General features: G+C 61.7%; 23 protein-coding genes, 4 tRNA genes and 1 pseudogene. 18 read left to right on the top strand and 10 right to left on the bottom strand.

The genetic code is table 11. The annotated features are described in order from the left end of the window. Together OXH74_RS15510 and OXH74_RS15515 are read right to left on the bottom strand one after the other, a co-directional pair. Entirely contained in the window at positions 1-264 is a 264-nt protein-coding gene (locus tag OXH74_RS15510; protein WP_375737782.1) for a hypothetical protein, read from the bottom strand. 137 nt (positions 265-401) lie between these two features. Continuing rightward, positions 402-3,881, bottom strand: coding sequence for a NahK/ErcS family hybrid sensor histidine kinase/response regulator (locus OXH74_RS15515; RefSeq protein WP_375737783.1), 3,480 nt, complete (start codon positions 3,879-3,881; stop codon positions 402-404). Positions 3,882-4,130: 249 nt separating this feature from the next. Here OXH74_RS15515 and OXH74_RS15520 point away from each other — a divergent pair, with 249 nt between their 5' ends. Genes OXH74_RS15520 through OXH74_RS15535 form a run of 4 tightly spaced genes read left to right on the top strand, consistent with a single transcriptional unit; the run spans position 4,131 to position 6,626 of the window. Next, on the top strand, positions 4,131-4,700 hold the full coding sequence (locus OXH74_RS15520; protein ID WP_375737784.1) for a GNAT family N-acetyltransferase: 570 nt from the start codon (positions 4,131-4,133) through the stop codon (positions 4,698-4,700). Positions 4,701-4,704: 4 nt separating this feature from the next. Then, entirely contained in the window at positions 4,705-5,547 is an 843-nt protein-coding gene (locus OXH74_RS15525; protein ID WP_375737785.1) for an AraC family ligand binding domain-containing protein, read from the top strand. A gap of 36 nt (positions 5,548-5,583) precedes the next feature. After that, positions 5,584-6,297: an AzlC family ABC transporter permease gene (locus tag OXH74_RS15530; RefSeq protein ID WP_375737786.1), complete on the top strand. Its 714-nt coding sequence runs from the start codon at positions 5,584-5,586 to the stop codon at positions 6,295-6,297. Next, complete coding sequence (locus tag OXH74_RS15535; protein ID WP_375737787.1) at positions 6,297-6,626, top strand: AzlD domain-containing protein; 330 nt, start codon at positions 6,297-6,299, stop codon at positions 6,624-6,626. The genes OXH74_RS15530 and OXH74_RS15535 overlap by 1 nt, the downstream gene beginning before the upstream one ends. A 48-nt stretch (positions 6,627-6,674) precedes the next feature. Here the strand turns inward: OXH74_RS15535 and OXH74_RS15540 are convergent, their stop codons facing one another. Continuing rightward, positions 6,675-8,780, bottom strand: coding sequence for a TonB-dependent receptor (locus OXH74_RS15540; protein WP_375737788.1), 2,106 nt, complete (start codon positions 8,778-8,780; stop codon positions 6,675-6,677). A 178-nt stretch (positions 8,781-8,958) separates the two neighbouring features. On the opposite strand from OXH74_RS15540, the gene OXH74_RS15545 reads away from it, so the two are divergent. Continuing rightward, positions 8,959-10,833 carry an MFS transporter gene (locus tag OXH74_RS15545; RefSeq protein WP_375737789.1) on the top strand — a complete coding sequence of 625 codons (1,875 nt, stop codon included), beginning with the start codon at positions 8,959-8,961 and terminating at the stop codon, positions 10,831-10,833. A gap of 199 nt (positions 10,834-11,032) precedes the next feature. Here OXH74_RS15545 and sugE read toward each other — a convergent pair whose 3' ends face one another. The 3 genes and pseudogenes from sugE to rdgC all read right to left on the bottom strand — a co-directional run bounded on the left by sugE (position 11,033) and on the right by rdgC (position 12,881). Continuing rightward, the gene (gene sugE, locus OXH74_RS15550; RefSeq protein ID WP_375737790.1) at positions 11,033-11,347 is read right to left on the bottom strand and encodes a quaternary ammonium compound efflux SMR transporter SugE; all 315 of its coding nucleotides are present in this window, start codon (positions 11,345-11,347) and stop codon (positions 11,033-11,035) included. Between the two features lie 251 nt (positions 11,348-11,598). Beyond that, positions 11,599-11,889, bottom strand: a pseudogene (locus tag OXH74_RS15555) (bile acid:sodium symporter family protein); the annotation flags it as partial. Positions 11,890-11,960: 71 nt separating this feature from the next. Beyond that, positions 11,961-12,881 (bottom strand): recombination-associated protein RdgC, encoded by a 921-nt coding sequence (gene rdgC / locus OXH74_RS15560; protein WP_375737791.1) that lies wholly within the window; start codon positions 12,879-12,881, stop codon positions 11,961-11,963. Positions 12,882-13,038: 157 nt separating this feature from the next. Between rdgC and OXH74_RS15565 the strand changes: the two genes are divergently transcribed. The 6 genes from OXH74_RS15565 to OXH74_RS15590 all read left to right on the top strand — a co-directional run bounded on the left by OXH74_RS15565 (position 13,039) and on the right by OXH74_RS15590 (position 15,163). Then, positions 13,039-13,114, top strand: a tRNA-Val gene (locus tag OXH74_RS15565). Positions 13,115-13,129: 15 nt separating this feature from the next. Further along, a tRNA-Asp gene (locus OXH74_RS15570) sits at positions 13,130-13,206 on the top strand. A gap of 56 nt (positions 13,207-13,262) precedes the next feature. Further along, positions 13,263-13,338, top strand: a tRNA-Val gene (locus OXH74_RS15575). Between the two features lie 15 nt (positions 13,339-13,353). Beyond that, positions 13,354-13,430: transfer RNA gene (locus OXH74_RS15580), tRNA-Asp, on the top strand. A 216-nt stretch (positions 13,431-13,646) separates the two neighbouring features. Then, entirely contained in the window at positions 13,647-14,351 is a 705-nt protein-coding gene (locus tag OXH74_RS15585; protein ID WP_215376580.1) for an FKBP-type peptidyl-prolyl cis-trans isomerase, read from the top strand. Positions 14,352-14,725: 374 nt separating this feature from the next. Further along, positions 14,726-15,163, top strand: coding sequence for a YkvA family protein (locus tag OXH74_RS15590; RefSeq protein WP_375737792.1), 438 nt, complete (start codon positions 14,726-14,728; stop codon positions 15,161-15,163). On the opposite strand, the gene OXH74_RS15595 is transcribed toward OXH74_RS15590, so the two are convergent. Beyond that, the gene (locus OXH74_RS15595) at positions 15,157-15,918 is read right to left on the bottom strand and encodes a substrate-binding periplasmic protein (RefSeq protein WP_375737793.1); all 762 of its coding nucleotides are present in this window, start codon (positions 15,916-15,918) and stop codon (positions 15,157-15,159) included. The genes OXH74_RS15590 and OXH74_RS15595 overlap by 7 nt on opposite strands. A 120-nt stretch (positions 15,919-16,038) precedes the next feature. On the opposite strand from OXH74_RS15595, the gene OXH74_RS15600 reads away from it, so the two are divergent. The 3 genes from OXH74_RS15600 to OXH74_RS15610 are packed head-to-tail and all read left to right on the top strand — an operon-like array spanning position 16,039 to position 17,182. Next, positions 16,039-16,353, top strand: coding sequence for a helix-turn-helix domain-containing protein (locus tag OXH74_RS15600; protein ID WP_375737794.1), 315 nt, complete (start codon positions 16,039-16,041; stop codon positions 16,351-16,353). Then, on the top strand, positions 16,350-16,715 hold the full coding sequence (locus OXH74_RS15605) for a hypothetical protein (protein WP_215376571.1): 366 nt from the start codon (positions 16,350-16,352) through the stop codon (positions 16,713-16,715). Before OXH74_RS15600 ends, OXH74_RS15605 begins: the two co-directional genes overlap by 4 nt. Further along, on the top strand, positions 16,715-17,182 hold the full coding sequence (locus OXH74_RS15610; RefSeq protein ID WP_375737795.1) for a sel1 repeat family protein: 468 nt from the start codon (positions 16,715-16,717) through the stop codon (positions 17,180-17,182). The genes OXH74_RS15605 and OXH74_RS15610 overlap by 1 nt, the downstream gene beginning before the upstream one ends. 9 nt (positions 17,183-17,191) lie before the next feature. On the opposite strand, the gene OXH74_RS15615 is transcribed toward OXH74_RS15610, so the two are convergent. Next, positions 17,192-18,937, bottom strand: coding sequence for a bifunctional diguanylate cyclase/phosphodiesterase (locus OXH74_RS15615; RefSeq protein WP_375737796.1), 1,746 nt, complete (start codon positions 18,935-18,937; stop codon positions 17,192-17,194). A gap of 82 nt (positions 18,938-19,019) precedes the next feature. Then, entirely contained in the window at positions 19,020-21,101 is a 2,082-nt protein-coding gene (locus tag OXH74_RS15620) for a carboxy terminal-processing peptidase (protein WP_375737797.1), read from the bottom strand. A gap of 127 nt (positions 21,102-21,228) precedes the next feature. Between OXH74_RS15620 and OXH74_RS15625 the strand changes: the two genes are divergently transcribed. The 4 genes from OXH74_RS15625 (at position 21,229) to OXH74_RS15640 (ending at position 25,419) form a co-directional block, all read left to right on the top strand. Continuing rightward, positions 21,229-22,191, top strand: coding sequence for an NAD(P)H-quinone oxidoreductase (locus OXH74_RS15625; RefSeq protein WP_375737798.1), 963 nt, complete (start codon positions 21,229-21,231; stop codon positions 22,189-22,191). 166 nt (positions 22,192-22,357) lie between these two features. Further along, the gene (gene ahpC / locus OXH74_RS15630) at positions 22,358-22,921 is read left to right on the top strand and encodes an alkyl hydroperoxide reductase subunit C (protein WP_215376555.1); all 564 of its coding nucleotides are present in this window, start codon (positions 22,358-22,360) and stop codon (positions 22,919-22,921) included. Between the two features lie 281 nt (positions 22,922-23,202). Continuing rightward, positions 23,203-24,759 (top strand): alkyl hydroperoxide reductase subunit F, encoded by a 1,557-nt coding sequence (gene ahpF, locus OXH74_RS15635; protein ID WP_375737799.1) that lies wholly within the window; start codon positions 23,203-23,205, stop codon positions 24,757-24,759. Between the two features lie 120 nt (positions 24,760-24,879). Continuing rightward, positions 24,880-25,419 carry a hypothetical protein gene (locus OXH74_RS15640; RefSeq protein WP_375737800.1) on the top strand — a complete coding sequence of 180 codons (540 nt, stop codon included), beginning with the start codon at positions 24,880-24,882 and terminating at the stop codon, positions 25,417-25,419. Positions 25,420-25,473: 54 nt separating this feature from the next. On the opposite strand, the gene modA is transcribed toward OXH74_RS15640, so the two are convergent. Further along, on the bottom strand, positions 25,474-26,229 hold the full coding sequence (gene modA, locus OXH74_RS15645) for a molybdate ABC transporter substrate-binding protein (RefSeq protein ID WP_375737801.1): 756 nt from the start codon (positions 26,227-26,229) through the stop codon (positions 25,474-25,476). Positions 26,230-26,396: the final 167 nt, after the last annotated feature.

The following is a 26,396-nucleotide window of genomic DNA, read 5'->3' on the forward strand; positions in this document are numbered from 1 at the left end:
TCATTCGCGAAAGGGCTGCGCATCAGTCCCAATTGACCTTCCCAAGCGCCAGAGCAGTTCCGGCAGCAGCGGCGTGTGGAAAAAGCCGATGTACCAGGAACTGATCAATTGGCCGAAGACCCTTGCCAGCGCGTGCAAGCTTTTCTCCTTGAAACGATCGCGCATCCAGTGGCCGACGTGGCCAGTAGCCTGCCGCCAGCAATGGGCGTAGTGCCTTGTGTTTCTGTAGCTGGGAAGGGTGATGGCAACGGCGGTGGACGACACGGATCCATCAGGGCGGTCAGCAACAGGCTGCTGTGTGGGGCACCAGTCCGTTGGGGCACGCATCATCGACCGACTATCGTGGATTAACCGAGCGCTCGCGGGCGAATGTGAAAAGCGGCATCCACCCGGCTACTGGCTCATTGCAGTTTGACGTGGCGGCTTATCAGGGCACGCAGAGCCGCAGGCTTGACTGGTTTGGCCAGGTAGTCCAGGCCGGCGGCGTGGACTTCGGCTACCAATTCGGCGCGGCCGTCCGCACTGATCACTACACCGGGCAAGGGCTCGCCGAGGCGGGTGCGCAGCCAGGCCATGAGTTCAGTGCCGGTCTCGCCTTCGTCGAGGTGATAGTCCACCAGCGCCAGTTGCGGGTGTACGGACTCGGCCAGCAGGTGCTCGCATTCAAGTCGATTTCGCGCGGTCCATACCTGACAACCCCAGCGTGACAGCAGGCTGTGCATTCCGGTGAGGATGCTGTCTTCGTTGTCGATGCACAGCACCTGTGTACCGTTGAGGGTCTGGCCATTCCCTTCCAGTGCCTTCTGCACAACCGGCGACGGTTGCTGGATGCGCGCCAGTGGAACGGTGACACTGAAAACGCTGCCTTTACCCGGCCAGGAACGCACCTCGAGCTTGTGTCCGAGCACCCGGCAGAGCCCGTCGGCAATTGCCAGGCCGAGGCCCAGACCTTTTTCCGCACGCGTCTGGTGGCTGTCCAGCCGCTTGAATTCTTCGAATATCACTTTGCGCTTGTCTTCCGGAATGCCCGGACCGCGGTCCCAAACTTCCAGGCGCAGTTGCCCGCCTTCGCGGCGCACGCCCAGCAGTACGTGGCCCTTGGCGTAGCGAAAAGCGTTGGTGAGGAAGTTCTGCAACACTCGGCGCAGCAGTTTCATGTCGCTCTCGACCCGCAGCTTGCTGCCGCGTAGGTGAAAATCGACGCCTTGTTCCTGGGCCAGCACTTTGAATTCGGCGCCCAGGGTGTCGAACAACGAGGCAAGTGGGAAGGCGATGCGGTCAGGGGTGATCCGGCCGCTTTCCAGGCGAGAAATATCCAGTAGATCGGTGATCAGGTCTTCGGCCGAACGCAGCGAGCTGTCCAGGTGGCTGACCAGTTCCCGGGCTTCGGTTGGCAAGGCTTCCTGCTGATGTCCGAGGGCTGCGGAGAACAACCGGGCGGCGTTCAGCGGCTGCATCAGGTCGTGGCTGACGGCGGCTAGGAAGCGTGTCTTGGATTGGTTGGCGGCTTCGGCCGTACCTTTGGCCTCGATGAGTGCCTGGTTGAGTTTGGAAAGCTCATGGGTGCGCTCGGCGACCCGCTGCTCCAGCCCCTCATTGGCGTCCTTGAGCGCCTGCTCGGCCTCACGATAGGCAGTGATGTCGGTGAAACTCATGACGAAGCCGCCGCCAGGCATGGGGTTGCCGATCAGTTCGATGACACGACCGTTGGGGAACAGCCGCTCGGAGGTGTGAGGCCTGCCCTGGCGCATCCAGTACAGGCGTCGGGCCACATGGGTTTCCACTTCTCCGGGGCCGCATAGGCCGCGTTCGGCGTTGAAACGGATGATGTCGGCGATGGGCCGGCCGACGCTGATCAGCCCTTCGGGGTACTCGAACAACTCCAGGTAACGACGATTCCAGGCCACCAGGCGCAGGGACTGGTCGACCACGCTAATGCCCTGGGTGATGTTCTCGATCGCGCCTTGGAGGAGGGCGCGGTTGAACTGCAGCACCTCGGAGGCTTCGTCCGCAATACGCACCACGTCTTCCACCTGCATCTCGCGGCCTTCGATGGCTGCTTTCACCACAGCCCGTGCCGATGAGGCGCCGAGCACCCCCGCAAGCAGGCGTTCGGTGTGGGTGATCCAGTCCTGGTTGGCGTTCTGCGTCGGGTTGAAGCTGATGCCCAGGCGCAGGGCAAAGCGCTCGAAGCTCTGGCGCGCTCGCTCTTCGCCGACGAAACGTGCGGCCAGCATCAACAGGTCGTTGATCTGTACGGCGAGCAGAGAGCGGGAGCTGGTGCGTGCTGACACCTGCTGGCCGACGAAGCGGCTGGCCTGCCAGTGCTCGGACACTCGGGTGCGGGAGAACACCGAGACCCAGGCGAACAGCAGCCAGTTACCCGCAAGCGACAGCACCACGCCCTGGGTCTGCGGCTCGATTGGCAGGCCCAACGGGTTGCTGGACAGCCAGGACAGGCCTGGGAAATTGTCCAGCGGCCAGCCCAGGCCGCGCGCCATCACCGGCAGTACCAGGGTGTAGGCCCAGAGGGCCGCGCCTGCCGCCAGGCCGGCGAATACGCCACGGCGGTTGGCCTGTTTCCAGAACAGCGCACCGATCATCGCCGGGCCGAGTTGGGCGATGGCGGCGAAGGCGATCTGGCCAATGGTCGCCAGGCTCGCGGTGGAGCCGAGCAAGCGGTAACTGACGTAACCCAGCAGGATGATGATGACGATGCTGACCCGTCGCACCGAGAGCATCCAGTGGCGGAAGACCTCGAAGGGCCGTTCCGCGCTCTGCCGGCGTAGCAGCCAGGGCAGGAGCATGTCGTTGGAGACCATGGTCGACAGCGCCACGGCTTCGACGATGACCATGCCGGTGGCAGCCGATGCGCCACCGATAAAGGCCAGCAAGGCCAGGGCCGGGTGGGCTTCGGCCAGGGGCAGGCTGATGACGAAGGAGTCCGGCATCACGCCGTCGGGCAGCATCATTCGTCCGGCCAGGGCGATTGGTACGACGAACAGGGCGGCCAGCGCCAGATAGATGGGAAACACCCAGCGTGCCTGGCGAAGGTCTTTGGGTTCGATGTTCTCCACCACCGTCACATGGAACTGGCGGGGCAGGCAGATGATGGCAATCATCGCCACCCCGGTCTGCACCAGCACGGACGACCAGTCCAGCGATTGTGCCCAGTAATCCTGAAGTTGCGGAGCACTGCGGGCGCGCTCGAAGAGGTCGCCGAAGCCGTCATAGAGGCCGAAGGTGACGAAGGCACCTACGGCAAGGAAGGCCAGCAGCTTGACCAGCGATTCGAAGGCGATGGCCAGCACCATGCCGCGGTGGTGCTCTGTGGCATCGAGGTTGCGAGTACCGAAGAGGATGGTGAACAGCGCCAGCACCAGTGACACGATCAGCGCAGTGTCCTGGGCGCGGGTGCCGGTGGACTCGGCGCCGGAGCCGATCAGCAGGTTCACGCCGAGGACAATGCCTTTGAGTTGCAGGGCGATATAGGGAAGCACGCTGACCAGGCAGATCAGCGCCACCACTACGGCCAGGGATTGCGACTTGCCGTAACGCGCGGCAATGAAGTCAGCGATGGAGGTGATGTTCTCCTGTTTGCTGATCAGCACCATCTTCTGCACCACCCAGGGTGCGAAGACCAGCAGCAGGATGGGGCCGAGGTAGATCGGCAGGAAGGCCCACACCTGGCCGGCGGCCTGGCCGACTGCGCCGAAGAAGGTCCAGCTGGTGCAATACACAGCCAGGGAGAGGCTGTAGACCCAGGCGCGGACTCGAGGCGAGAGCGGCGCGCTGCGGCGGTCGCCATAGAATGCAATGGCGAAGAGGATGGCCATGTAGAGGAAGGCGACCGTGGCGATCAACCCGCTGGACAGCGACATGCAGACTCCGGGAATTCCATTGGCGGGTGCCCGCCAGAAAATCAGTTAGTTGCAGTTTCGCACCAAAGTCGGCAATTCGTCAGGCGGCTGCTACCAAGGTCGCAGGCGGGCTTGAGCCACTTGGTCCGGGCTGTTAGCGTGCCAGCACCGGCTGGGGCGTTCCGTTCGTCCAGCGCGGTCGCTTGCCCGGCACTTCCGCAAATCGCGACGTTCTTATCGGGCAGGTTTTTTCGCCTGAGGAGGGCGCAGATGTTCAAGCCACAACCGGTCATCCTGCAGCGCGGTGCCTTGCGCCTCGAGCCGATGGTCGACGCCGATATTTCCCCCCTGGTGGCTTTGGCTGATGCCAACCGGGATGCCCTGATCTTCATGAACGGCCCGCTGCGGCCGGACTGGTATCGCCAAGGGTTGGCCGCCCAGCGCGAGGAGCAGGCCGTGGTGTTCTCCATCCGCCTTGGGGACAACCTGGTAGGCACTACTCGTTTCGCCGATTTCATGCCGGTCCTACCGGCCGCCGAGATCGGCTGGACCTGGCTGGCCGGCAGCGAGCATGGCAGCGGTCTGAATGCGTCGATCAAGTACCTGATGCTGCGCCATGCTTTCGAAGAGTGGCAGCTGGTGCGGGTGCAGCTGAAAACTGCCGCCAGCAACCTGCGCTCGCAGCGTGCAATAGAGAAGCTCGGGGCGCAGCGCGAAGGCGTATTGCGCAATCACCGCCGCCTCGCCGATGGTCGTCTGGATGACAGCGTGCTGTTCAGCATCACCGACCGCGACTGGCCGGAAGTGAAGCAGAACCTGGAAGCGCGGTTCAGCGCCTGAGGCCATGGAAGACCCCCGTGAGAGTGCGCATTTCTGGCAAGCCGGGCACTTGGGTGGGCTGGAGCTTCTGTCCGCGCGCTATATCGACCATCGCTTCGCGCCGCATGTGCATGACGGCTATGCGATAGCTGTGGTTGAGGCTGGGGCCGAGCGTTTTCGCCACCGAGGCGTCGATCATCTGGCTCCGGCTGGTAGCCTCGCGGTGATCAATCCGGATGAGGTTCATACCGGCTCCAAAGGACACGATGACGGCTGGCGTTACCGGGTGTTCTATCCAGAGGCTCGCCAGATCCGCGGACTGATGGATGAACTGGAGCTGCCTCAAGGTGGGATGCCGACGTTCAGCAGCAGCGTGTATCAGGATGCCGATCTGGTGCAGACCTTCCTGGCGTTGCATCGCCTGGTGGAGGGTGAGGCCAGTGCCTTGCAGCAGCAGACTGCTTGGCGCGAGGCCCTGCTGGCGTTGTTCCGGCGCCATGCCCAATTGCCGAAACCTGGTGAGCCTGGCCGCGAATCGCGGGCCATACTGTTGGCCAAAGACCTGCTCCGCGAGCGCCTGGCTGAGCCACCGTCGCTGGAAGAGTTGGCGGCGGCCGTCAATCTCTCTCCGTTCCATTTCGCCCGGACCTTCCGCCGAGCTACAGGCATGCCGCCGCATGCCTGGCTCAAGCAGCAGCGCCTGGACCAGGCCCGTGCGCTTCTGAAGGCCGGCTGCACGCCGGCTAATACAGCGGCGCAGCTCGGCTTTTCCGACCAGAGCCACCTGACCCGCCAGTTCAAACAGGCCTACGGTGTGGGGCCAGGCGAATACCGCAACGCCTGCGCAAGATCGTTCAAGACACTCTGACTGCCGGTCACTAGGCTTGCGGGACAAGGAGGCCCCATGTCCCGCTTCGCAGAGTTCGTCCGCGGTGCCCGCGACATCGTACCGATGATCGTCGGCGCCATTCCCTTCGGCATCATCTTCGGCACCCTTTCCGCCGGCGCTGGCCTGTCCGCTTGGCAGACCCTGGGCATGTCGCTGCTGGTGTTCGCCGGTTCATCGCAGTTCATTGCTATCACGCTGCTGGCCAGTGGGGCAGGGGCGGTGGTGGTATTGCTCACCACCTTCGTGGTTAACCTGCGCCATGCCCTCTACAGCGCGGTGCTGCAGCCCTTCGTCCGGCACCTGCCGACACGCTGGCGCATGCCGCTGGCATTCTGGCTGACGGATGAGGCTTTTGCAGTGGTCCAGCACCGTTACGCCGAGACCGATGTCTCGCCGCACAAACACTGGTATTTCTTCGGCGGTGCCCTGGCGATGTACCTCAACTGGCAGCTGTGCACACTGGTTGGCGTCATCTTCGGCCAGGCGGTACCGAACCTGGCGGCCTGGGGCCTGGATTTCGCCATGCTGGCCACCTTCATCGGTATCGTCGTGCCCATGCTGCGCAATCGTCCGCACCTGGCGGCAGCCCTGGTGGCTGGAGTCGTCGCGCTCCTGTGCCATGGGTTGCCTTACAAGCTTGGCCTGATGGTGGCCGCGCTGAGCGGCATCGCCGTAGGGGTCGTGCTGGAGCGGCGCTATCGCTTCGATTTGCTGGGAGACGGAGTCTGATGGAAATCTGGAGTCTGATTCTGGGAATGGCGGCCATTACTTTCGCCATTCGCTACAGCCTGTTCGCTTGGCCCAACCTGCGCTTCCCCCCGGTGATCCGCCAGGGGCTGCACTATGTACCGACAGCCGTGCTGACCGCCATCGTGGTACCAGGAATGCTGATGCCGGATGGCGAGCACATCGATCTGGCGCTGGACAATGCGTATCTGCTCGCCGGCTTGGGGGCGATTCTGATCGCGGCACTGACTCGCCATCTGCTGGCGACGATCCTCGGCGGCCTGCTGCTGTTTTTCCTGTTGCGCTGGGCGTTGGGGCAGTTGCCGCTTTGAAAGTGGAACGGCCTCTCGCGAGGCCGTCCAGCGTCGAGCGCCCGGGCGTCAGAAGCTGACTTGGTAGCCCAAGGTGAAGGTGCGTCCGCGGCCAGCGAAGAACTGGTCGTCGCGGGTGCTCGCGGCCTGCGCGTAGTAGGTCATGTAGTCGCGGTTGAACAGGTTTTCCACGCCCAGGGTGGCCTCGCCGACCGGAAGGCGGTAACCGATGGAGGCGTCCACCAGGCTGTAGCCGTCGAAGTCGAGGCCGGGGGTGTCGAAACTGCGGCTGGTGTAATGGTTGGCCTGCACACGAGTGTTCAACTTGTCGCTCCAGTTGGCCTGCCAGCTCAGACCGTAGCGGTCCGGCGCAATGTTAGCGCCGTCCAGGTCGGTATCGACCTTGCCGTCGCCGTCGGTGTCGGACTCGCCGTTGAGATGGCTGTAGGTCGCCTGCAGCCGGTGCGCGTCGTTGACTTGCCAGCCAGCGGTGGCCTCGACACCGTCGATCTCGGTGCGCTCGCGGCGTACCTGATAGACGCCGCCGACGTTCTGCAGACGCGAGCCGAGATCGGAGTCGGACTCGAAGTAGCTGATCTCGAAGTCCAGATCCTGCCAGTTCAAGCGCAAGCCGATCTCACGGTTGTCGGTGACGATCGGCTGGAGGTCGAGGAAGTCGTCGACGCTCTGGCCCGGCTGGCTGATGCCGCGCAGTACGCGGCCGACGTCGGGCATGCCGAAGCCTTCGGAGTAGTTGGCAAACACCTGTGCCCAGTCGTTTGCCTGGAACACCAGGCCAGCGTTGTACAGCGTCTCCTCGAAGTCAGGGTTGCCGCCCTCGACAGTGACGCCGCCAGCCGAAGCGATGGTCTGGAAGCTGTCCACTTCCAGTTTGGCGAACTCGTGGCGCACGCCACCGTGCAGGGTCAGGCGGTCGGTGGCGCGTACCTCGGCCTGGAGAAAGGGCGCCAGGTTCTTGAACACCGTCTCGGGCACCCACTCGCGGTCGGTAGCGATGAGCATCTGGCTGGTGGTGTCCTGCAGGAAGTCGAGGCCGCCGGTGAGCTTGAGGTAGCCGTCGAGCAGATCGTCACGGCTCAGGCTGAGCTTGCCGCCGTACTTGTCCGACTCGTTCTGCGACTGATCGAACAGCGTGCCCACCGGGGCGATGGCCGGGTCCTGGAAGGCGGCGAGGATGCCACCACCGTAACGGGCGCGGAAACGTTGGCTGTAGAGTTGCGCGGTGAGCAGGTTACCCGCCAGGTCGGTGTGGCTGTAGGTCAAGCTGGTGGACAGCACCTCGTTCTGCGGGGCCTTGCCGAGCGGATGGCCCTTGCGCGAGGTGGCGGGGATGCCAGCGTCGCGGTCGCCCGGCACGTTGACGTAGTCATGATCGCCTTCGAGCTCGAAGCGGTTGACCATCAGCTCCAGGTTCTGATCGGCGTCGAGCCAGTAGCCGAGCTTGAGCAGCAGGTCGCTGCTGCGCGAGTCCATGACGTCGCCCTGGGTGTCGTCGACGCCGATCAGCTCGCCGTCAGCGTCGTAGAATACGCCGCGGGTCTGGCCGCTGATGGCCGCCAGGTAGTCCCAGTTGCCCTGGTTGCCTTCGACGCGGTAGTCCAGCTTGTAGCCCATGCTGTCGTGATCGAAGTCGTCTGCGGCCTCCATGCGAGCCCCTACGTGCTGCTTCAGGGTGCCACCCTGCGGGCGGCGGGTGACGTAGTTGATGATGCCGCCGGTAGCGCCCAGGCCGTGTTCGGCACTGGCGCCGTAGATCACTTCGATGCGCTCGACCATGGACAGGTCGATGGTGTAGCCATCGCGCCCGCCGGCACGCAGTGGGGTTGACTGCGGCACGCCGTCGATCATCACCAGGGCGGTGCGGCCGCGGAAGGTCTCGCCGGCATTGCTCAGCTTCTGGCGACTGGGCGAATAAGAGGGGATCAGGTTGCTCAGCACCTGGCCGTGGTCGCTGGTGATGGCCAGTTGTTCCTCGATCTGCTCGCGGGAGATCACGACGATCTTCTGTGGCGTCTTGCCCAGTTGGCTGTGGCCGCGGGTGGCGCTGACAGTCATGGTTTCCAGCTCGAGGGGCTCGTCGACCGTGGCGCCGAAGGTCGGCAGGCTGAGACAGGCCAGGGAGATGGAGAGACAGAGACGGGTCCTGCTGAACATGCGTGCGCTCGCTACTGCTGGTTTAACGGGCTGTTATTGGCGGCGCGAATTTAAATCAATTGTAAATGGTTTGCATTAGATTTTTGCGGCGGCGGACCTGCCCGCAAATGTGGCCTGGCGGGAGGAGCTGCTGTCCAATGCGAGACGGCGAGCCCGCCGAAACCCAGGAACACGGACGATGACCCGACACTCGCAATTCGCCTTGCTGCGCAGCCGACGCTTCCTACCTTTCTTCGTCACCCAGTTGTTCGGCGCCTTCAACGACAACATCTTCAAGCAGTCGTTGATTCTCGCCATCCTCTACAAGCTGAGCATCGCGGGCGACAAGGGCGTCTTTACCAACCTCTGCGCCTTGCTGTTCATCCTGCCGTTCTTCCTTTTCTCAGCTCTGGGTGGACAATTTGGTGAGAAGTTCGCCAAGGATGCCCTGATCCGGGCGATCAAGCTGGCGGAAGTCCTGATCATGGCGGTGGGGGCAGCGGGCTTCGTTTTCGACAGCCTACCGCTGTTGTTCCTTGCCCTGTTCGCCATGGGCACCCACTCAGCGCTGTTCGGCCCGGTCAAGTACTCGATCCTGCCGCAGGTGCTGCGTGAGGATGAATTGGTAGGTGGTAATGCCCTGGTGGAGATGGGCACCTTCCTGGCAATCCTGGCGGGGACCATCGGTGCGGGGATCATCATGTCCGCTGATCGATACGAACCTGTGGTGGCCGGAGCCATTGTCTTCACTGCGTGCTGCGGTTACCTGGCCAGCCGTGGAATTCCACGCGCGGCGGCAGCGTTGCCTGAGCTTGCGCTTGACTGGAACATCTTTCGCCAGTCGTGGCGGATCATGCGTCTGGGGCTCGGTCAGCGGCCCTCCGTATCGCGCTCGCTGGTGGGCAACTCCTGGTTCTGGTTCCTGGGGGCGGTTTACCTGACGCAGATTCCTGCCTATTCGAAAGAACTGCTGCACGGCGATGAGAGCGTGGTGACGCTGATTCTCACCGTGTTCTCCGTTGGAATCGCCCTGGGCTCGATGCTGTGCGAGCGCTTGTCCGGCGGCAAGGTGGAGATCGGTCTGGTGCCCTTTGGCTCAATTGGCCTGACGCTGTTCGGCATCCTGTTGTGGTGGCATTCCGGTGGCTTCCCGCAAGGCGCTGCGCCACACGATTGGTTGACAGTGGTAAGTGAGCCCCAGGCATGGCTGATCCTTGGCGATATCCTCGGCATCGGCCTATTCGGCGGCTTCTACATAGTGCCTCTTTATGCGTTGATCCAGGCACGGACGGCGGAGAACGAGCGGGCGCGGGTGATCGCCGCGAACAACATCCTCAACGCCCTGTTCATGGTGGTGTCGGCGATCGTCTCGATCCTGTTCCTCAGTGTGGCCGGGCTGTCGATCCCGGAGCTGTTCCTGGTCGTGTCGCTGATGAACGTGGCGGTGAACAGTTACATCTTCAAGATCGTCCCCGAGTTCAGCATGCGCTTCCTGGTCTGGCTGCTGGGGCATTCGATGTACCGGGTCGAGCACAAGGGCCTGGACGCCATCCCCGAGGAGGGCCCGGCGGTGCTGGTGTGCAATCACGTGTCCTTCGTCGACGCGTTGTTGATCGGTGGCGCAGTAAGACGCCCGGTGCGCTTCGTGATGTATTACAAGATCTACGATTTGCCGGTGCTTAACTTCATCTTCCGTACCGCAGGCACCGTGCCCATAGCAGCCCGTCACGAGAACTTGCTGGTGTATGACGCGGCCTTCAAGCGTATCGCCGAGTACCTGCGTAATGGTGAGGTGGTGTGCATCTTCCCCGAGGGCAAGTTGACCGCCGACGGTGAACTCAACGAGTTCAAGGGCGGCATCGAGCGCATTCTCGAGGAAAACCCGGTTCCGGTCATTCCCATGGCATTGCAGGGCTTGTGGGGCAGCTTCTTCAGTCGTGATCCGGCCAAGGGCTTCTTCAAGCGCTTCTGGTCGCGCATCAAACTGGTGGTGGGTACTCCGCTGATGCCTGAGTGCGCTGATCGGCTGACCCTGCAATTGCAGGTGGCCGAACTGCGCGGCGACTTGCGCTGAGGCAGTCTGGCGAGCGATTTCATTGACGCTGCCCCCAGTCAGTTGTTGCAACTGGCTGCATTTTCCGTAGGAGCGAGCTTGCTCGCGAAGGGGGCCTCTTCGCGAGCAAGCTCGCTCCTCCATCACACTCAGCCCGAAAAGCGTGAGTGCGGGCAGAAACAGTCCATTTGCCAACCGGGGGCATGCAGGCCCGGCATCGTCAATGACTGAGCTTTAGCCCGACCAGCCCACCGACGATCAGCCCGACGCTGAGCAGCCGCAGCAGAGCCATCGATTCACCGAACAGGATGACGCCGGCGATCACGGTGCCGACGGCGCCAACGCCCGTCCAGATCGCATAGGCGGTGCCCAGCGGCAAGTCCTTCATAGCCAGGCCGAGCAGGCCCAGGCTGATAAGCATCGCTCCTACAGTGAGCGCGGTAGGCAGGGGGCGGCTGAAACCGTCGGTGTACTTCAGGCCAACGGCCCAGCCCACTTCGAACAGGCCAGCAAAAAACAGAATGATCCAGGACATGGTGACCTCATAAGAGACAGAGCGCTTTGGGGCCGTCCCCGGTGATCACTGCGAGAGTGGTAAGGTCGTCCTTACGATGCGCAATATTTTGCACATCTCGCCGAGCAGGGCAAGCCCGGCGGGATGAGAGGGCAAGGCAGTCAGCCCTTGCTGTCGTTCACCGGTTTGTCCATGCGCCGGAAGCCTGCTGCCAGCAGGGGGCCGGAGAGATTGTGCCAGACACTGAACAGCGCGCTGGGTACGCCGGCCAGTGGAACGTCGAACAGCTTGCCGGCGAGATAGCTCAGGGCCAGCCCGGGCATGATGATGAATTGGGCGAGCACCCCGATCAGCACCTGCATCGGATGACGTGCAACTTCACGGAGGCTTTCGGCTTTCAAAGTCAGGCCCACGCCGAACATGATCAGGCCGGGCAAGGGCACTATCCAATTCGTCAGAGGCAGGAAGAGGGTGGGCTGGCAGAAGGCCGGCACGGCGAACAACAGGATCCACAGGGCAAAGGTATTGCCTGCGAATCGGCAGAGGACAGCGAGGGCGCGCATGGTTGTTTCTTGTGCGTATCGCGGTCGCGCCGGTATTCCCGAACTGAGCGGGAAGCCGGCGCTTGCCAGGGTCAGACGCCCTGTGGAATCTCTTCGCCGCCGAGTGCTTCGAACAGCTGCGGGATGAACTCCACCAGCGTCAGCATCATCAGAGTGAAGCTGGCGTCCAGTTGGCTGAGGGAGTCGTCGCCGCCATCCTGCTCGGCCTTCTCTTGCAGCAGGTCCTCGAAGCGCAGGCGCTTGATCACCAGCTTGTCGTCGAGGATGAAAGACAGCTTGTCCTGCCAAGCCAACGAGAGCTGGGTGACCAGCTTGCCGGAGGTCAGGTGCAGCTGGATTTCGTCGCTGGTCAGGTCCTGGCGCTTGCAGCGTACGACGCCGCCGTCTTCGTCAGTGTCACGCAGCTCGCATTCGTCGAGCACGTAGAAATCGGTCGCTGCTTGCTGGGTCTTGACCCATTCGGTCAGGGTGGCCGTCGGCGCTATCTTCACCGACGCAGGGCGTACCGGCAGCGAGCCAATAGCTTCGCGCAGGGTGCTGAGCAGATCCTCGGCCCGCTTCGGGCTGGAGGCATCGACCAGGATCAGGCCCTGGGCAGGGGCGATGGCGGCAAAGGTGGCGGTTTTGCGAATGAATGCGCGTGGCAGGAAGGTCTGCACGATCTCGTCCTTAAGCTGATCGCGTTCCTTCTTGTAGACCTTGCGCATCTGCTCGGCTTCGATCTCATCGACTTTTTCCTTCAGCGCATCGCGGACGACGCTGCCTGGCAGGATGCGTTCTTCCTTGCGTGCGGCGATCAGGAAGAAGCCTTCGCTGACGTGCACCAGAGGTGCGTCCGCGCCTTTGCCGAAGGGGGCAACGAAACCATAGGTGGTCAGCTCCTGGCTGGCGCACGGACGTGCCGGCTTGGTGGCCAGCGCAGTTTCCAGCACCTCGGCATCGATATTCAGATCCTGGGTGAGGCGATACACAAGCAGGTTGCGAAACCACATGGGGGAAAATCTCCAGACACAAAGCGCGCATTATTCTCGCCGGGAGCCCTCAGGCCAACCCTGAGCTAAGCCTTTGGAAGCACTCAAAAAATTTTTTTAAAATGGGCTTGCCAGGCGCGGGATACCGCTCTAGAATGCGCCCCACTTCGAGAGTGAAGGGTGATTAGCTCAGCCGGGAGAGCATCTGCCTTACAAGCAGAGGGTCGGCGGTTCGATCCCGTCATCACCCACCAATCTTGCAGTAATGCGCAGCGGTAGTTCAGTCGGTTAGAATACCGGCCTGTCACGCCGGGGGTCGCGGGTTCGAGTCCCGTCCGCTGCGCCATATTCAGAAGCCCTCAGGTGGCGACACCTGAGGGCTTTATAGTTTTCGAGAGTGAAGGGTGATTAGCTCAGCCGGGAGAGCATCTGCCTTACAAGCAGAGGGTCGGCGGTTCGATCCCGTCATCACCCACCAATCTCGCAGTAACACGCAGCGGTAGTTCAGTCGGTTAGAATACCGGCCTGTCACGCCGGGGGTCGCGGGTTCGAGTCCCGTCCGCTGCGCCATATACGAAAGCCCTCAGGTAGCGATACCTGGGGGCTTTTTCTTTTCGCCCGCCAAAGTCTCGTCGCCTTTGCCGATTCTGCTTGCCGCGTTTTGCTGCAAGTCACTGAACTAATTGGCAACTCTCTGTTCTCATTGCCCATAGCCACTACTTGCGGCGGCCTGCTAAGCTCGCCGTTCCATCGAATTGCCATCACGGCGACAGACAAGGATTCAGCATGAAACAACATCGGTTGGCAGCCGCGGTGGCCCTGGTGGGCCTGGTTCTAGCGGGTTGCGATTCACAGACCAGCGTGGAACTGAAGACTCCGGCGCAAAAGGCGTCTTACGGCATCGGCCTGAATATGGGCAAGAGCCTGGCTCAGGAAGGCATGGATGACCTCGATCCCAACGCTGTTGCCCAAGGTATCGAAGACGCTATCAGCAAGAAAGAACAGCGCCTGAAGGACGAAGAGCTGGTAGAGGCTTTCGCCTTCCTGCAGAAGCGCTCCGAGGAGCGTCTGGCTGCGATGAACGTTGAAAACGCCAAGGCCGGCAAGAAGTTCCTCGAGGACAATGGCAAGCGTGAGGGCGTGGTGACCACCGCCTCCGGCCTGCAGTACGAAGTCGTAAAGAAAGCTGAAGGCGCGCAGCCTAAAGCCACCGACGTAGTGACCGTTCACTATGAAGGCAAGCTGACCGATGGCACCGTCTTCGACAGTTCCATCCAGCGTGGCAGCCCGATCGACCTGCCGGTCAACGGCGTGATCCCGGGCTGGGTCGAAGGCCTGCAGCTGATGCACGTTGGCGAGAAGTACAAGCTGTATATCCCCAGCGAGCTGGCTTACGGTGAGCAAAGCCCAAGCCCGGCCATCCCGGCCAACTCCGTACTGGTGTTCGACCTGGAACTGATCAGCATCAAGGACCCGGCTGCCCAGCAGTAATTGCCGGCAGTCGTTTCCATGAAAACGCCCCGTTTCGACGGGGCGTTTTCATTTTCGGGAGCAGTCTGGTCGGAGCCGGTAAATGACCTCTCGGTCAGAATGAAGAACTGCTTCGATAAAGTGTTACGGTTATGCACATGCCAGGGTAACTGTACAAGTAGGCAATGCGACCGGCGGTCGCAGTCTGGCATGCTTTTGTAAGCTATTGATTTTATTGGATTTGTAAAGATGGGCAAAAATTGCCCGATTTGTCGCTAAGCCGCATCAGGTGGGCGTTTGCCTGGGTCATCCATAATCTGCTCACAAGGTTATCCACAGTTTCCGTGGATAACCGGCAAAACGCCTCTAGGCTGGGGATCAGCTCAGGAGTCCCGATGAAAGCACCTTGGAATTTTTCGCGTTACCTCACCTTGGCTCAACGATTCCTTGCCGGCGGCCGGCTACCGTCTCTGCTGCTGGCCGTCTCTCGCAAGGGCTCGCGGGAGGCTGGCAGGTTGGGGGCCGTGAAGGAAGACCTACGCCTGTTACTGTCCTTGTGTAACGCCTGGCTGCGTGGTGAGTACCGCCGCGTCAATCCACGTGCGTTCCTCGCTGTGGTGGCTGCGTTACTGTACTTCGTTACGCCCCTGGATGCGTTGCCGGACTGGCTGGTAGGGTTGGGATTCGTTGATGATCTGGCAGTGGTCGCCTGGGTGCTCAAGACCTGGTCGCACGAACTGGACGCGTTTCGCGCCTGGCGTCAGGCGCAGTCGCCGGAAGTGCAGGCTGCGCTGGAGCGATTGCCGGCCCCGGACGGGAAATCCCGTCAGTGATCCTGCAGCCGTGCCCGAAACTGCTCGCCGTCAAGCAGGCGTTCGATTTCGCCGCTGTCTCTAAGGCTTTGCAGGGTGGCATCCAGCTGCTCCGCAGTGACCGGTAGTCGAGGGCCATACGCGCAATGCATGCTGTATCGATCGATCACCCAGGGACTCGACACAAGGGGTAAGCCCGGACGGACGGCGAGTTCAAAGGTCAGTGATCGGCGCATTTCGATGATTGCGTCCAGGCGTTTCCGGCTAAGCAGGTTCAGGCGTGTATCAAGGTCGCGGATGTCCTGGCGGATGACCTGCTTGTTCGCGAAGGCTTCCATCAGCGGCATGCTGTATGTGAAGCCGAGTGTGGTGCCGACAGTCTTGCCCTTGAGGTCGGTGAGGCTGGTGACGGGGGCGGAGTCGCGGTGCTGCAGCAGTGCGTGCGTTTCTTCGAACAGGGGCGGTGACCAGTGGAAGGCCGGCGCATCGGCCAGCCATTCCGGATTGGTGTTGCAGATTACATGGATGCGCCCATTCTTCAGCGATTCTTCGATGCGCTTGTTCGGGGTTTCAACGAAGCTCACCGTTACTCCGAGCGTTTCAGCAACTTGTTCGCCGAGATGCCGAATGAATCCGCCGAGCAGCGCATGGTCGCTCACCTGAACGTAAGGCATGCCCTCTGCAGGGCCGAAGCCCCAGTGCAACTCTTCAGCGACCGCTAGGTGGGACCACAGGCTGAGCAGCAGCAAGATGTTCACACGAAAATGCAGATTCACGCGCTTCTCCCCCTGGCTGGAGGCAGTATAGTTCACCCCTTCCAGGCTTTTGGCCTGTTAAGATGGCGCCTGCAAGGGGGGTGCTGAAGCAGTCGGCACTTTGTTCCACGGGGAGCTTCAATGAGTGTGCAAGTGATCATGCGTGACGGCCAGGCGGAGTACGCGGTATTGCCTTGGGCCGAGTATCAGACGCTGCTGCGCGCCGCCGGTCAGGCCAGCGCAGATCCGGCCAACGAGACCAGCAAAACGGCGTTTGGCCAGTTGAAGTCGCTACGCGAGGCTCAGGGGCAGAGCCTTGAGGCATTGGCTCGTGCGGTTGGCATCAGCCCTCATTATCTAGGGCTCATCGAAAATGGTGAGCGTGAGCCTGATGAGGCGATCAAGCGCGCTCTGGCACGGGCCTTGGGAGTTTCCGGCTGGGAGTCCGGATCTTGAGCCTGCGTATAAGCCGCCAGCATTGGCAAGCGTTACTCGATGAACTGGAAGATGCGCGCCGCCAGCGCCACCTTCTGACTTACCGGGCCTTGATCGAGCGCTTGCAATTGCCCACCCCGGCGATGCAGACGCTTACGGCGGCCCTTGAGCACCTGGCGGCACTGGATGCCCGAGCGGAGCGACCATTGCGTAGCTCACTGGTGATCAGCCAGGGCGCCAGTCGCCTTCCTCGCACGGGCTTTTTCGAGTGCGTCGAGCGCCTTGGGCGTTTTGCCGGTCCGCCGGATGGGACGGCAGCCGCCTCATGGCATGCCGCTGAAGTGGTCCGGGTGTTCGAGTTCAGCTATCCAGAGGAGCACTGATGCTCTGGCGGCTGCGTGCGCGTATCGGTTATTTCGTGGCCCGGCGGATGCTGCGCTGGCCAACGCTGGTTGCCCAGCCTCGCGCGTGGCAGTGGATGCAAGGGCAGTTCGCCCGCATGGCAGCGATCGGCGACGTATCGGCCCAGAGCTTCTATGGCCACATGCTGCTGCATCGCGGCCAAGGTTTCGGTGCCCGTGACGAGGGTATTCGTCTGCTGCGCCTGGCCGCTCAGGCGGGTGACGGCAAGTCTGCCTATCAGTTGGGCGTGCTTAGTCTTGCGGGGGATGCTCGCAATGCCCCGGATGCTGCGCAGGCGGCGCATTGGTGGAAGCTCGCTGTGAATGCCAGGCACCCGCTGGCCGCCCGGCGTCTGGCTGACCTTTATCGTGAAGGCGGGCCGGGCCTGGCTGCTGATGTGGAGGCGGCCGAGCGCATGGCACGGCGTGCGGATGAGCTAGGTCTTTGACCCTTTCTCCTACAACGCCTCGATGATGTGCAGGCTGTAGCCGGGCATAGCCTTGGCGTGGCGCTTGGCGTCTGACGCCAGGCTTGCGAGTTGGTCGGCATCTAGCCTCGAACAGGCTTCCGGCTTCAGCATCACAACACCGATGGACAGCGAAAGGAGAGGGTACTCTTCGCGCTGGCCCCGCCGGTCATGGGCAACAAAGCAGCCGGCCTGCAGGTGTTCGGCGCGATAGAAACGTCGGCACTGGCCTTGAAAGTCCTCGAGCAGGTAATGGAGCCGAGCGCGCCAGTCGTCCGAGCCCAAGACAAGCATGAAGTCGTCCCCGCCGATATGCCCAACGAAATCCCGAGCCGGATCGACACGTTCGCCGAGACACTGGGCCAGGCATAGCAGGACCTCATCGCCTCTGGCGTAGCCATAGAGGTCATTGAACGGCTTGAAGGCATCGATATCCACATAGCACACCGCCGCCTGCCGGTTTTGCTGTAGCAGCCTGGCCAGGCATTGCTGGATCGGTACGTTTCCTGGCAGCAGGGTCAGGGGATTGGCGTGCCGAGCCTGCTGGATTTTCAGTTCGGTGATCAACTTGAGGACGTCGATCACGCGTCCCAGGCCTCGATAACGGCCTTCTTGGACGATGATGAAGTCTTCTTCGAGCCGTTGCCGGGCGCGGCTGGTGATCAGTCGGCTGACCTGTTGTAGCGATTGCCCCATCTCAACGGCGAGAAAATCGCTACTCATCAGCCGGCTGACCGGCTTGCGTGCGAAGAGGTCGGTGGCGAAGGGCTTGAGCAGAGCCTCCGAGAGCAGGTGACGGTGGACGACGCCAACCGGCTGCTGGCACGCATCCAGCACCGCCAGGGAATTGAGGTTGGGCTGGGCCCTGAAGGCTTCCAGGACATCGAGGATAGGTGTGTGTTCGGCTACCGCTGGTTGCTCGGTGAGTAGCGCGGCCAGGTCGCTGTCCACGCCCCCCATGCTGGATCCAGTCTCCAGCAACGGCAGCAGGGCACGGGCATCGCGTAGCGGTTGTTCTTGCGGACGGCCCAGCAGGTAGCCTTGGACCAGGTCGATGCCCATTTCTGCCAGCACGGCCAGTTCTTCCGGCATTTCAATGCCTTCGGCGATCACCTGGGCCCGGGACGCCTTGGCCATCTTGAGGATGGACTCGACAAACTCGCGCTTCACCGCGTCCTGATGGATGCCATCGATGAAGTGGCGGTCGATCTTCACGTAGTCTGGGCGCAATTCCGACCACAGACGCAGGCTGGAATAGCCAGCACCCAAGTCGTCGAGGGCAATGGAGAAGCCCATGGCGCGGTAATGGTGAAGCGCAGTATCGAGCAGGCCGAAATCTTCGGTCGGCGTTTGCTCTGTGAGTTCGATAACCACCTGGCTCGGCGGTATCCCGAAGGCTTGCAGCATCTTCAGTGTGCGCCCCGGCTGGTGCGCGGGGTCCAACAGGGATTCTGGCGACACATTGAGGAACAACAGGCCATCCAGCTTCAGTTCGTTGAACCGGGTGCAGGCTTTCAGTCGACAGGCCATCTCCAGTTCACTGAGCCGACCGGCATGGCGAGCGACGGCAAACAGCGTCACCGGAGGGTGCAGGGGGCTATTGGAGGGGCCCCGGGTCAGCGCTTCATAACCGATGATGCGGCGTTCGGAAAGCGAAAGGAGTGGTTGGAAAAGGGTGTACAAGTCGCCGTGAGCGAGGATCTGGCCCAGTGCGCTCAACTGCTCGGTGACGGTCATGCTGCATCTCGCGAAAAAGACAGGGGCCGCATCTGCGGCCCCTGGATTTCACGACAATTGCATGACGGCATTATGACATCAGTCAGTGCTTGGCCACCGCCGAGTTCAAGCCCAGGTAATCCAGCAGGATCTGCCCGGTTTCGGTCAGGTAGGCATCATCCTCCGGCTTGGTCTTTTCCTCCTCGACCGGGAGGGCGTCTTCATCCTCTGTCTTGAGTTCCTTCAGCAACTCTTCGCCCTTGGCCTTGCGGCGGGTATTTTCCATAGCCAGTTGCTGATTTTCGATGGACGTTTGCTCGGCTCGCCGCTTGGCCTCGTTGAGGCTCACGACCGTGTCGTTCATCAGCTTCTGTGCCAGCGCAAGCCGTTCGCGGCTGTAGACGAAGTCTGGGTTCTCCGCGGTGCGCGCGTCATGGCGGGCCTTCAGTTCGGCAAGGAAAGGCTTGAAGGGGTCGAGTTCGGGCTTGATCGCCGGGCGGATGCTGTCCCAGGGCATGGCCTCGGGCAGTGCGCTTTCGCCAATCTGCTTGGTATCGACCACGGCCGGGTACTCGATGTCCGGCAGCACGCCTTGATGCTGGGTGCTTTGGCCGGAAACGCGGTAGAACTTGGCAAGGGTCAGCTTGAGCTCGCCGTGATTGAGCGGCTGAATGGTCTGCACGGTGCCTTTGCCGAAGGTCTGGCCGCCGATGATCAGCGCTCGATGGTAGTCCTGCATGGCGCCAGCAAAGATCTCCGAGGCGGAGGCGGACAGGCGGTTGACCAGTACAGCCATTGGACCGGTGTAAAACGCGCCGTTGCTTTCGTCAGCCAGTACGTCGACACGGCCGTCGCTGTTACGGACCAGTACGGTCGGTCCCTGATCGATGAACAGCCCGGTCAGCTCGGTAGCTTCCTGCAGGGAGCCGCCACCGTTGTTGCGCAGGTCAATGACTACGCCGTCGACCTTCTCTTTCTGCAGTTCGTCGAGCAGCTTGCGGACGTCTCGGGTGGTGCTCTTGTATTCAGGATCGCCGGCGCGGAAGGCCTTGAAGTCGAGATAGAAGGCCGGTACCTCAATGACGCCGAGCTTGAAGGTGCGTCCTTCGTGGTCGAGGTTGATGACCGATTTCTTGGCGGCCTGTTCCTCCAGCTTCACAGCTTCGCGAGTGATGGCCACCACCTTGCTGGTCTGGTCGTTCGGCGCATTGTTCGCCGGAATGACCTCAAGGCGGACTACCGAGCCTTTCGGGCCACGGATCAGCTTGACTACCTCGTCCAGACGCCAACCGATGACGTCGACCATCTCGCCGCCACCCTGGGCAACGCCAACGATCTTGTCCGCCGGGGCGATCTGCTTGCTCTTCTCCGCCGGGCCGGCCGGCACCAAGCGGACGACCTTGACGTATTCGTTGTCGCTCTGCAGCACGGCACCTATGCCCTCAAGGGACAGGCTCATGTTGATGTCGAAGTTCTCCGCGTTATCCGGGGAGAGGTACTGGGTGTGCGGGTCGTAGGTCTGCGCGAAGGCATTGATATACGACTGGAACACATCTTCGCCGCGGGTCTGGTCGAGGCGTGATAGTTGATTCTTGTAGCGCTTGATCAGCAGTTCCTGAATCGCCTTGGGCTCTTTCTTGGCGAGCTTCAAGCGCAGTACTTCATCCTTCACCCGTTTGCGCCAGAGGTCATCGAGTGCCACGCGGTCCTTAGCCCAGGCCGCTTTCTCGCGGTCGGTCTCAAGGCTTTCGTCGACACTGAAGTCGATCTTGTCGACGCCATTGTCGAGCATCGCCAAGGCGAACTTGAGGCGCTCTTCGAGGCGGTCGAGGTGCCGCTTGTAGATGATGAAGCCTGGCTCCAGGTCGCCACTCTTGAGCAGATCGTCGAAGCGCGTGCGCCACCGGTCGAATTCTGCGATATCGGCTGCGGTGAAATACATCCGTGCCGGGTCGAGCAGCTTGAGGTAGCCCTCATAGATCTTTACCGAGCGCTCATCATTGAGCGGTGGCTTGTTGTAGTGGTGGCGCTTTAGCAGCTCGACCACGTTGAGACTGGCGATCACCTGCTCGCGGTCGGGCTGCAGCGAGTCCCAACTGTTCGGGGTGGCTGTGGCGGCATGCAGCGGCAGGACACTGAAGCTGAAAGCCAGGGCAAACGCAGAGCAGATCAGGGAGCGCTTCATGCTGATTCGACGTCGGGACAGGTGATAACGCATATTAGGCCGTAAATGAGGGCGCCGGGTTCCATCGGCGCAATGCGAAAGCCAGGCAGAAATGCCGGGCCCGGTCAGGACTCACTATGGAGGCAGCGTGAAGGCATTGCAAGGCGTCAAAGGGCGTGTGGAGTGGGGGGAACGGGCCAGTCCGGCCTGTGATGTGGGGCAAGTGCGTATCCGTGTGGCCGCTGCAGGCCTCAATCGGGCGGACCTGCTGCAACGCGCGGGGCTTTACCCGCCGCCGCCGGGGGCCAGCGACATCCTGGGCCTGGAGGCCTCCGGAGTGATCAGCGAGGTGGGGGCGGGCAGTGCCTGGCAGGTCGGCGACCGCGTCTGTTGTCTGCTGGCCGGCGGCGGCATGGCCGAGGACGTAGTGGTCGATGCGCGCCACGTCCTGCCGGTGCCTGAGGGACTATCGCTGGCCGAGGCGGCGGCGCTGCCGGAGGTCTACGCGACGGCGTGGCTCAACCTGTTCCAGCTGGCCGGGCTCAAGCCGGGCGAGAAGGTTCTGCTGCATGCTGGCGCCAGCGGGGTGGGTTCGGCAGCGATCCAGCTGTGCAAGGCGTTCGGCAACCCTTGCTGGGTCAGCGTGGGTTCGGCCGAGCGGCTGGCCTATTGCGAGGCCTTGGGTGCCCAAGGCGGCGCCCTGCGTGGGGAGGATCTGGAAAGTCTGCGCGATTTCGGTCCCTTCGACGTGATCCTGGACCCGGTCGGGGCGAACTATGCCGCGCTCAACCTCGAGCTGGCTGCAGTCGACGGTCGCTGGGTGAACATCGGCCTGATGGGAGGGCGCAAGGCGGAGCTTGATCTGGCCTTGTTGCTGGGCAAACGTGTGCAGTTGATCGGCTCCACCCTGCGCAGCCGCGACGAGCAATTCAAGGCCGGCCTGATCGCCGATCTGTGCCAGCACGTCTGGCCGCTGTTTGCCGAGGGACGCCTGGACCCACGCCTGGAGCGTGCCTTCCCGGTGAAGGACGCCGAGGCGGCCTTCGAGGCGCTGGCGAGCAACCAGGTGTCGGGTAAGCTGGTGCTGGTCGTCGACGAAAACCTCGTTTGACGTGCCAGCGAGGTGCCCCGTGCTGCTGAGTGCGGGGCATCTTGCCGGTTATTGAACATGTCATTGAGATGCTCAATCAATGTGATGGCTTCAATCAATATGATCTTTTTGGAATAACCCCATAGCCTTCGTCGGGTAAATTTTCTAACCCAACGAGGATGTTGCGATGTCTCTGATCAATACCGAAGTCAAACCGTTCAAAGCCACCGCCTATCACCAGGGCGAGTTCGTCGAGGTTTCCGAAGCCAACCTGAAGGGCAAGTGGTCCGTAGTCTTCTTCTATCCGGCTGACTTCACCTTCGTTTGCCCGACCGAACTGGGCGATCTGGCTGACAACTACGCCGAATTCCAGAAGCTGGGCGTGGAAATCTACGGCGTGTCCACCGACACCCACTTCACCCACAAGGCGTGGCACGACACTTCTGACACCATCGGCAAGATTCGCTACCCGCTGGTTGGCGACCCCACCTGGGTCCTGTCGAAAAACTTCGAGGTCCTGATCGAAGAAGCCGGTCTGGCTGATCGTGGCACCTTCGTGATCGACCCGGAAGGCAAGATCCAGATCGTCGAAATCAACGCTGGCGGCATTGGCCGTGATGCCCAGGAACTGCTGCGCAAGGTCAAGGCTGCCCAGTATGTAGCCGCCCACCCGGGTGAAGTCTGCCCGGCCAAGTGGAAGGAAGGTGAAGCCACTCTGGCTCCTTCCCTGGATCTGGTCGGCAAAATCTAAAGACGGCTGGGAAGCTGTTGCGCAGTGCTGAGGCTGCGCTGAAACAAGGCTCGGGCTGCTCATTTACAGCTCGTAAACTCCGCACCCTCGCCTTGTTTCGCCATGCCTGAGAGCTTGCTCACGACGCTTCACAATCCGTTTTGTCGACTCGATAGTCTCGACGGCGGCGGTTGCCGTCCGCTCTGCATCAAAGCCCCCAGCTTCGGTAGGGCGGATGATCTTTATCCGCCGAGGGGCACCTGTACCCGCAAGACCTATGCCCGCACGAAAGGAAATCGCACATGTTGGACGCCAATCTTAAAACCCAGTTGAAGGCCTATCTCGACAAGGTCACCCAGCCGTTCGAGATCGTCGCGTCCCTCGATGACAGCGACAAATCCCGTGAGCTGCTCGTGCTTTTGCAAGACATAGCCGGCCTGACCGACAAGATCACGCTCAAGACCGATGGCAATGAGGCCCGTCGGCCATCGTTCTCGCTGAATCGCCCCGGAGCCGATATTGCCCTACGCTTTGCCGGCATCCCCATGGGTCATGAATTCACCTCGCTGGTTCTGGCTCTGCTGCAGGTCGGCGGCCATCCCTCCAAGCTTGCAAGCGACTTGATCGAGCAGGTCAAGGCCATCAAGGGCGAGTTCAATTTCGAAACCTATTTCTCGCTGTCCTGCCAGAATTGCCCGGATGTGGTGCAAGCACTGAACCTGATGGCGGTGCTGAATCCGAAGATTCGCCACGTCGCCATCGACGGCGCGCTGTTCCAGGAGGAGGTCAACGAGCGCCAGATCATGTCGGTGCCGAGCATCTACCTGAATGGTGAACTGTTCGCCCAAGGTCGAATGGGCGTCGAGGAAATCCTCGCCAGGATCGACACCGGCGCCGCTGCTCGCGATGCCGAGAAGCTCAATGCCAAGGCCGCCTTCGACGTGCTGGTGATTGGTGGCGGTCCCGCAGGTGCATCGGCAGCCATCTACGCCGCACGCAAAGGCATTCGAACAGGTGTGGCGGCCGAGCGCTTCGGTGGCCAGGTGCTGGACACCATGGCCATCGAGAACTTCATCTCGGTCCAGGAAACCGAGGGTCCGAAACTGGCCCGTGCCCTGGAAGAGCACGTGAAGCAGTACGAAGTCGACATCATGAACCTGCAGCGCGCCAGCGCGCTGATTCCGGCCCAGGGCGAGGGCGAACTGCATGAAGTGCGCTTCGAGAGCGGCGCTTCGCTGAAGGCCAAAACAGTGATTCTTTCGACCGGGGCCCGCTGGCGTGAGATGAACGTGCCCGGCGAGCAGGAATATCGTGGCCGTGGTGTGGCCTACTGCCCGCACTGCGATGGCCCGTTGTTCAAGGGCAAGCGCGTGGCGGTGATCGGCGGTGGTAACTCGGGTGTCGAGGCGGCCATCGACCTGGCGGGCATCGTCGCCCATGTGACCCTTATCGAATTTGACGACAAGCTGCGTGCCGATGCCGTGTTGCAGAAGAAGCTGGGCAGCCTGCCCAACGTCACCGTCATCAGGAGCGCGCTGACCACCGAGGTGAAAGGCGACGGCCAGAAGGTCACTGGTCTGGCCTACAAGGACCGCACGACCGATCAGCTGCGGACCGTGGATCTGGAAGGCATCTTCGTGCAGATCGGCCTGTTGCCCAACAGCGAGTGGCTCAAGGGCGTTGTAGAGCTGTCGCCGCGTGGCGAGATCATCGTCGACGCCAAGGGACAGACCAATATCCATGGCGTATTTGCCGCAGGCGACGTGACGACCGTTCCGTACAAGCAAATTGTCATTGCGGTGGGTGAGGGGGCTAAGGCTTCGCTGAGCGCCTTCGATCATCTGATCCGTACGACCTGATTGTTCAGCGTGGTGTGCTGACGTATGCGGATGGTCCGAAAGGGCCATCCGTTTTTTTATATCTGTCCACTTTCCCTATATCCTTCGCCCCTCCGAACTTTCCGCTACAGGGCCCCTCTCGTGAAACAGCAACTCATTGAATTGATCACTGCAATCAGCTCCGGCTGCATGAGCGAGGAGGACATCAATCGCGTTGCCGACGAGGCAGCTCAGGCCTATGCCGATCCAGACGCCTTCCTGGCGGCTAACCCGGACATCAACTACGACGATACCTTCCCTATTCCGCTGGGCGAATGGGTCGTGGTGGGCAGCCTGCCTGAAACCGTGCTGTTCCAGGCCGACACTTATGACGAGCTGTTCCAGCAGGTGGTGGACTCCTTTGGGCCGAGCGTGAGCTTCGTGCTCCAGCCCAAGCAACTGGCCAAGGTCGAACCACTCAAGGCCCTCAACCGGATCCAGGTCCAGCTCGCCAGTCTTTATCCAGAGAAGGGTGGCTATGTGCTGGTGGACTTCAGCGAGGCGCTGGATAACGCCCTTCAGTGTGTGCTGGTCTACCGGAGCGACCTGGCCAAGGTGATGGAGCTGGCCGTGGAAGTAAGCATCTACGCCGCTCCATCCTTCGAGGCTTTGAAGGCCGAGCTGGAAGGCGACGAGGAGTAAGTCCCCTCTCCCTCTGTGAGAGGGGGCGGGGAGCAGAGGTCTACCCCTCGATCGTTACAGCTGATAGCCGAAGGACCTGATCAACTCCGCGGCCTTCGGCCCCTTCAAGTAATCCATCAGCGCCTTCGCTGCTGGGTTGCCCTTGCCTCTGTTGAGAATCAGTGCGTCCTGGCGGATCGGCTCATGCATGTCCGCCGGTACGATCCAGGCGGAGCCCTGGCTCAGCTTTTCATCCTTGTAGACCTGAGAGAGGGCGACAAAGCCCAACTCGGCATTGCCGCTGGAAATGAATTGCAGAGCCTGGGTGATGTTCTGGCCTTCCACCAGCTTGGGCGCAACTGCCTGGGTCAGTCCCAGCTTTTCCAGCACCTGGGTTGCCGCCAGGCCATAGGGTGCGGTCTTCGGGTTGGCAACGGACAGGTGCTTGAATTGGCCGTTCTTCAGCACCTCGCCCTTGGCATCCACATAACCCGCCTGCGCTGACCAGAGCACCAATGTGCCGATGGCGTACGTGAAACGTGAGCCGGGCACACTGTCTCCCTCCTGCTCTAACTTGGCCGGTGTGTTGTCGTCGGCTGACAGGAACACCTCGAAAGGCGCCCCGTTCTTGATCTGGGTGTAGAGCTGGCCGGTGGCGCCAGAGGCGATCACCAGCTTGTGGCCGGTGTCTTGCTCGAACTCCTTGGCCATGGCCTGCATGGGGGCGGTGAAGTTGGCAGCGACGGCCACCTGGACTTCTTCGGCTGAGGCGGTTCCGACGGCGAAAAGGGCGCAGAGGAGGGCGAGAGGGCGCGCAAAGCAGTGACCCATGGACAGACTCCTTGTTATTGGATGGCGAATAACCCAGGGGGGGGCGGGATTTCGCTATATAAAAAACGATATAGCGGTGAGTGGCAAGCGTCACCTAAGGGTCTGATCAGAATCCAGCGGATGGATTGTGGGCAGGCCACTGGCATACCCAGGCAGGACTGGCTCCT

Source organism: Metapseudomonas boanensis (assembly GCF_042232855.1).
Classification (GTDB): Bacteria; Pseudomonadota; Gammaproteobacteria; order Pseudomonadales; family Pseudomonadaceae; genus Metapseudomonas; species Metapseudomonas boanensis.

Excerpts from the sequence above, each read along its gene's own strand:
- OXH74_RS15515 (WP_375737783.1), bottom strand. The coding sequence starts at position 3,881 with ATGTCGCTGTCCAGCGGGTTGATCGCCACGGTCGCCTTCCTCTACATG.
- OXH74_RS15520 (WP_375737784.1), top strand. The coding sequence starts at position 4,131 with ATGTTCAAGCCACAACCGGTCATCCTGCAGCGCGGTGCCTTGCGCCTC.
- OXH74_RS15525 (WP_375737785.1), top strand. The coding sequence starts at position 4,705 with ATGGAAGACCCCCGTGAGAGTGCGCATTTCTGGCAAGCCGGGCACTTG.
- OXH74_RS15530 (WP_375737786.1), top strand. The coding sequence starts at position 5,584 with ATGTCCCGCTTCGCAGAGTTCGTCCGCGGTGCCCGCGACATCGTACCG.
- OXH74_RS15535 (WP_375737787.1), top strand. The coding sequence starts at position 6,297 with ATGGAAATCTGGAGTCTGATTCTGGGAATGGCGGCCATTACTTTCGCC.
- OXH74_RS15540 (WP_375737788.1), bottom strand. The coding sequence starts at position 8,780 with ATGTTCAGCAGGACCCGTCTCTGTCTCTCCATCTCCCTGGCCTGTCTC.
- OXH74_RS15545 (WP_375737789.1), top strand. The coding sequence starts at position 8,959 with ATGACCCGACACTCGCAATTCGCCTTGCTGCGCAGCCGACGCTTCCTA.
- sugE (WP_375737790.1), bottom strand. The coding sequence starts at position 11,347 with ATGTCCTGGATCATTCTGTTTTTTGCTGGCCTGTTCGAAGTGGGCTGG.
- rdgC (WP_375737791.1), bottom strand. The coding sequence starts at position 12,881 with ATGTGGTTTCGCAACCTGCTTGTGTATCGCCTCACCCAGGATCTGAAT.
- OXH74_RS15585 (WP_215376580.1), top strand. The coding sequence starts at position 13,647 with ATGAAACAACATCGGTTGGCAGCCGCGGTGGCCCTGGTGGGCCTGGTT.
- OXH74_RS15590 (WP_375737792.1), top strand. The coding sequence starts at position 14,726 with ATGAAAGCACCTTGGAATTTTTCGCGTTACCTCACCTTGGCTCAACGA.
- OXH74_RS15600 (WP_375737794.1), top strand. The coding sequence starts at position 16,039 with ATGAGTGTGCAAGTGATCATGCGTGACGGCCAGGCGGAGTACGCGGTA.
- OXH74_RS15610 (WP_375737795.1), top strand. The coding sequence starts at position 16,715 with ATGCTCTGGCGGCTGCGTGCGCGTATCGGTTATTTCGTGGCCCGGCGG.
- OXH74_RS15615 (WP_375737796.1), bottom strand. The coding sequence starts at position 18,937 with ATGACCGTCACCGAGCAGTTGAGCGCACTGGGCCAGATCCTCGCTCAC.
- OXH74_RS15620 (WP_375737797.1), bottom strand. The coding sequence starts at position 21,101 with ATGAAGCGCTCCCTGATCTGCTCTGCGTTTGCCCTGGCTTTCAGCTTC.
- ahpC (WP_215376555.1), top strand. The coding sequence starts at position 22,358 with ATGTCTCTGATCAATACCGAAGTCAAACCGTTCAAAGCCACCGCCTAT.
- ahpF (WP_375737799.1), top strand. The coding sequence starts at position 23,203 with ATGTTGGACGCCAATCTTAAAACCCAGTTGAAGGCCTATCTCGACAAG.
- modA (WP_375737801.1), bottom strand. The coding sequence starts at position 26,229 with ATGGGTCACTGCTTTGCGCGCCCTCTCGCCCTCCTCTGCGCCCTTTTC.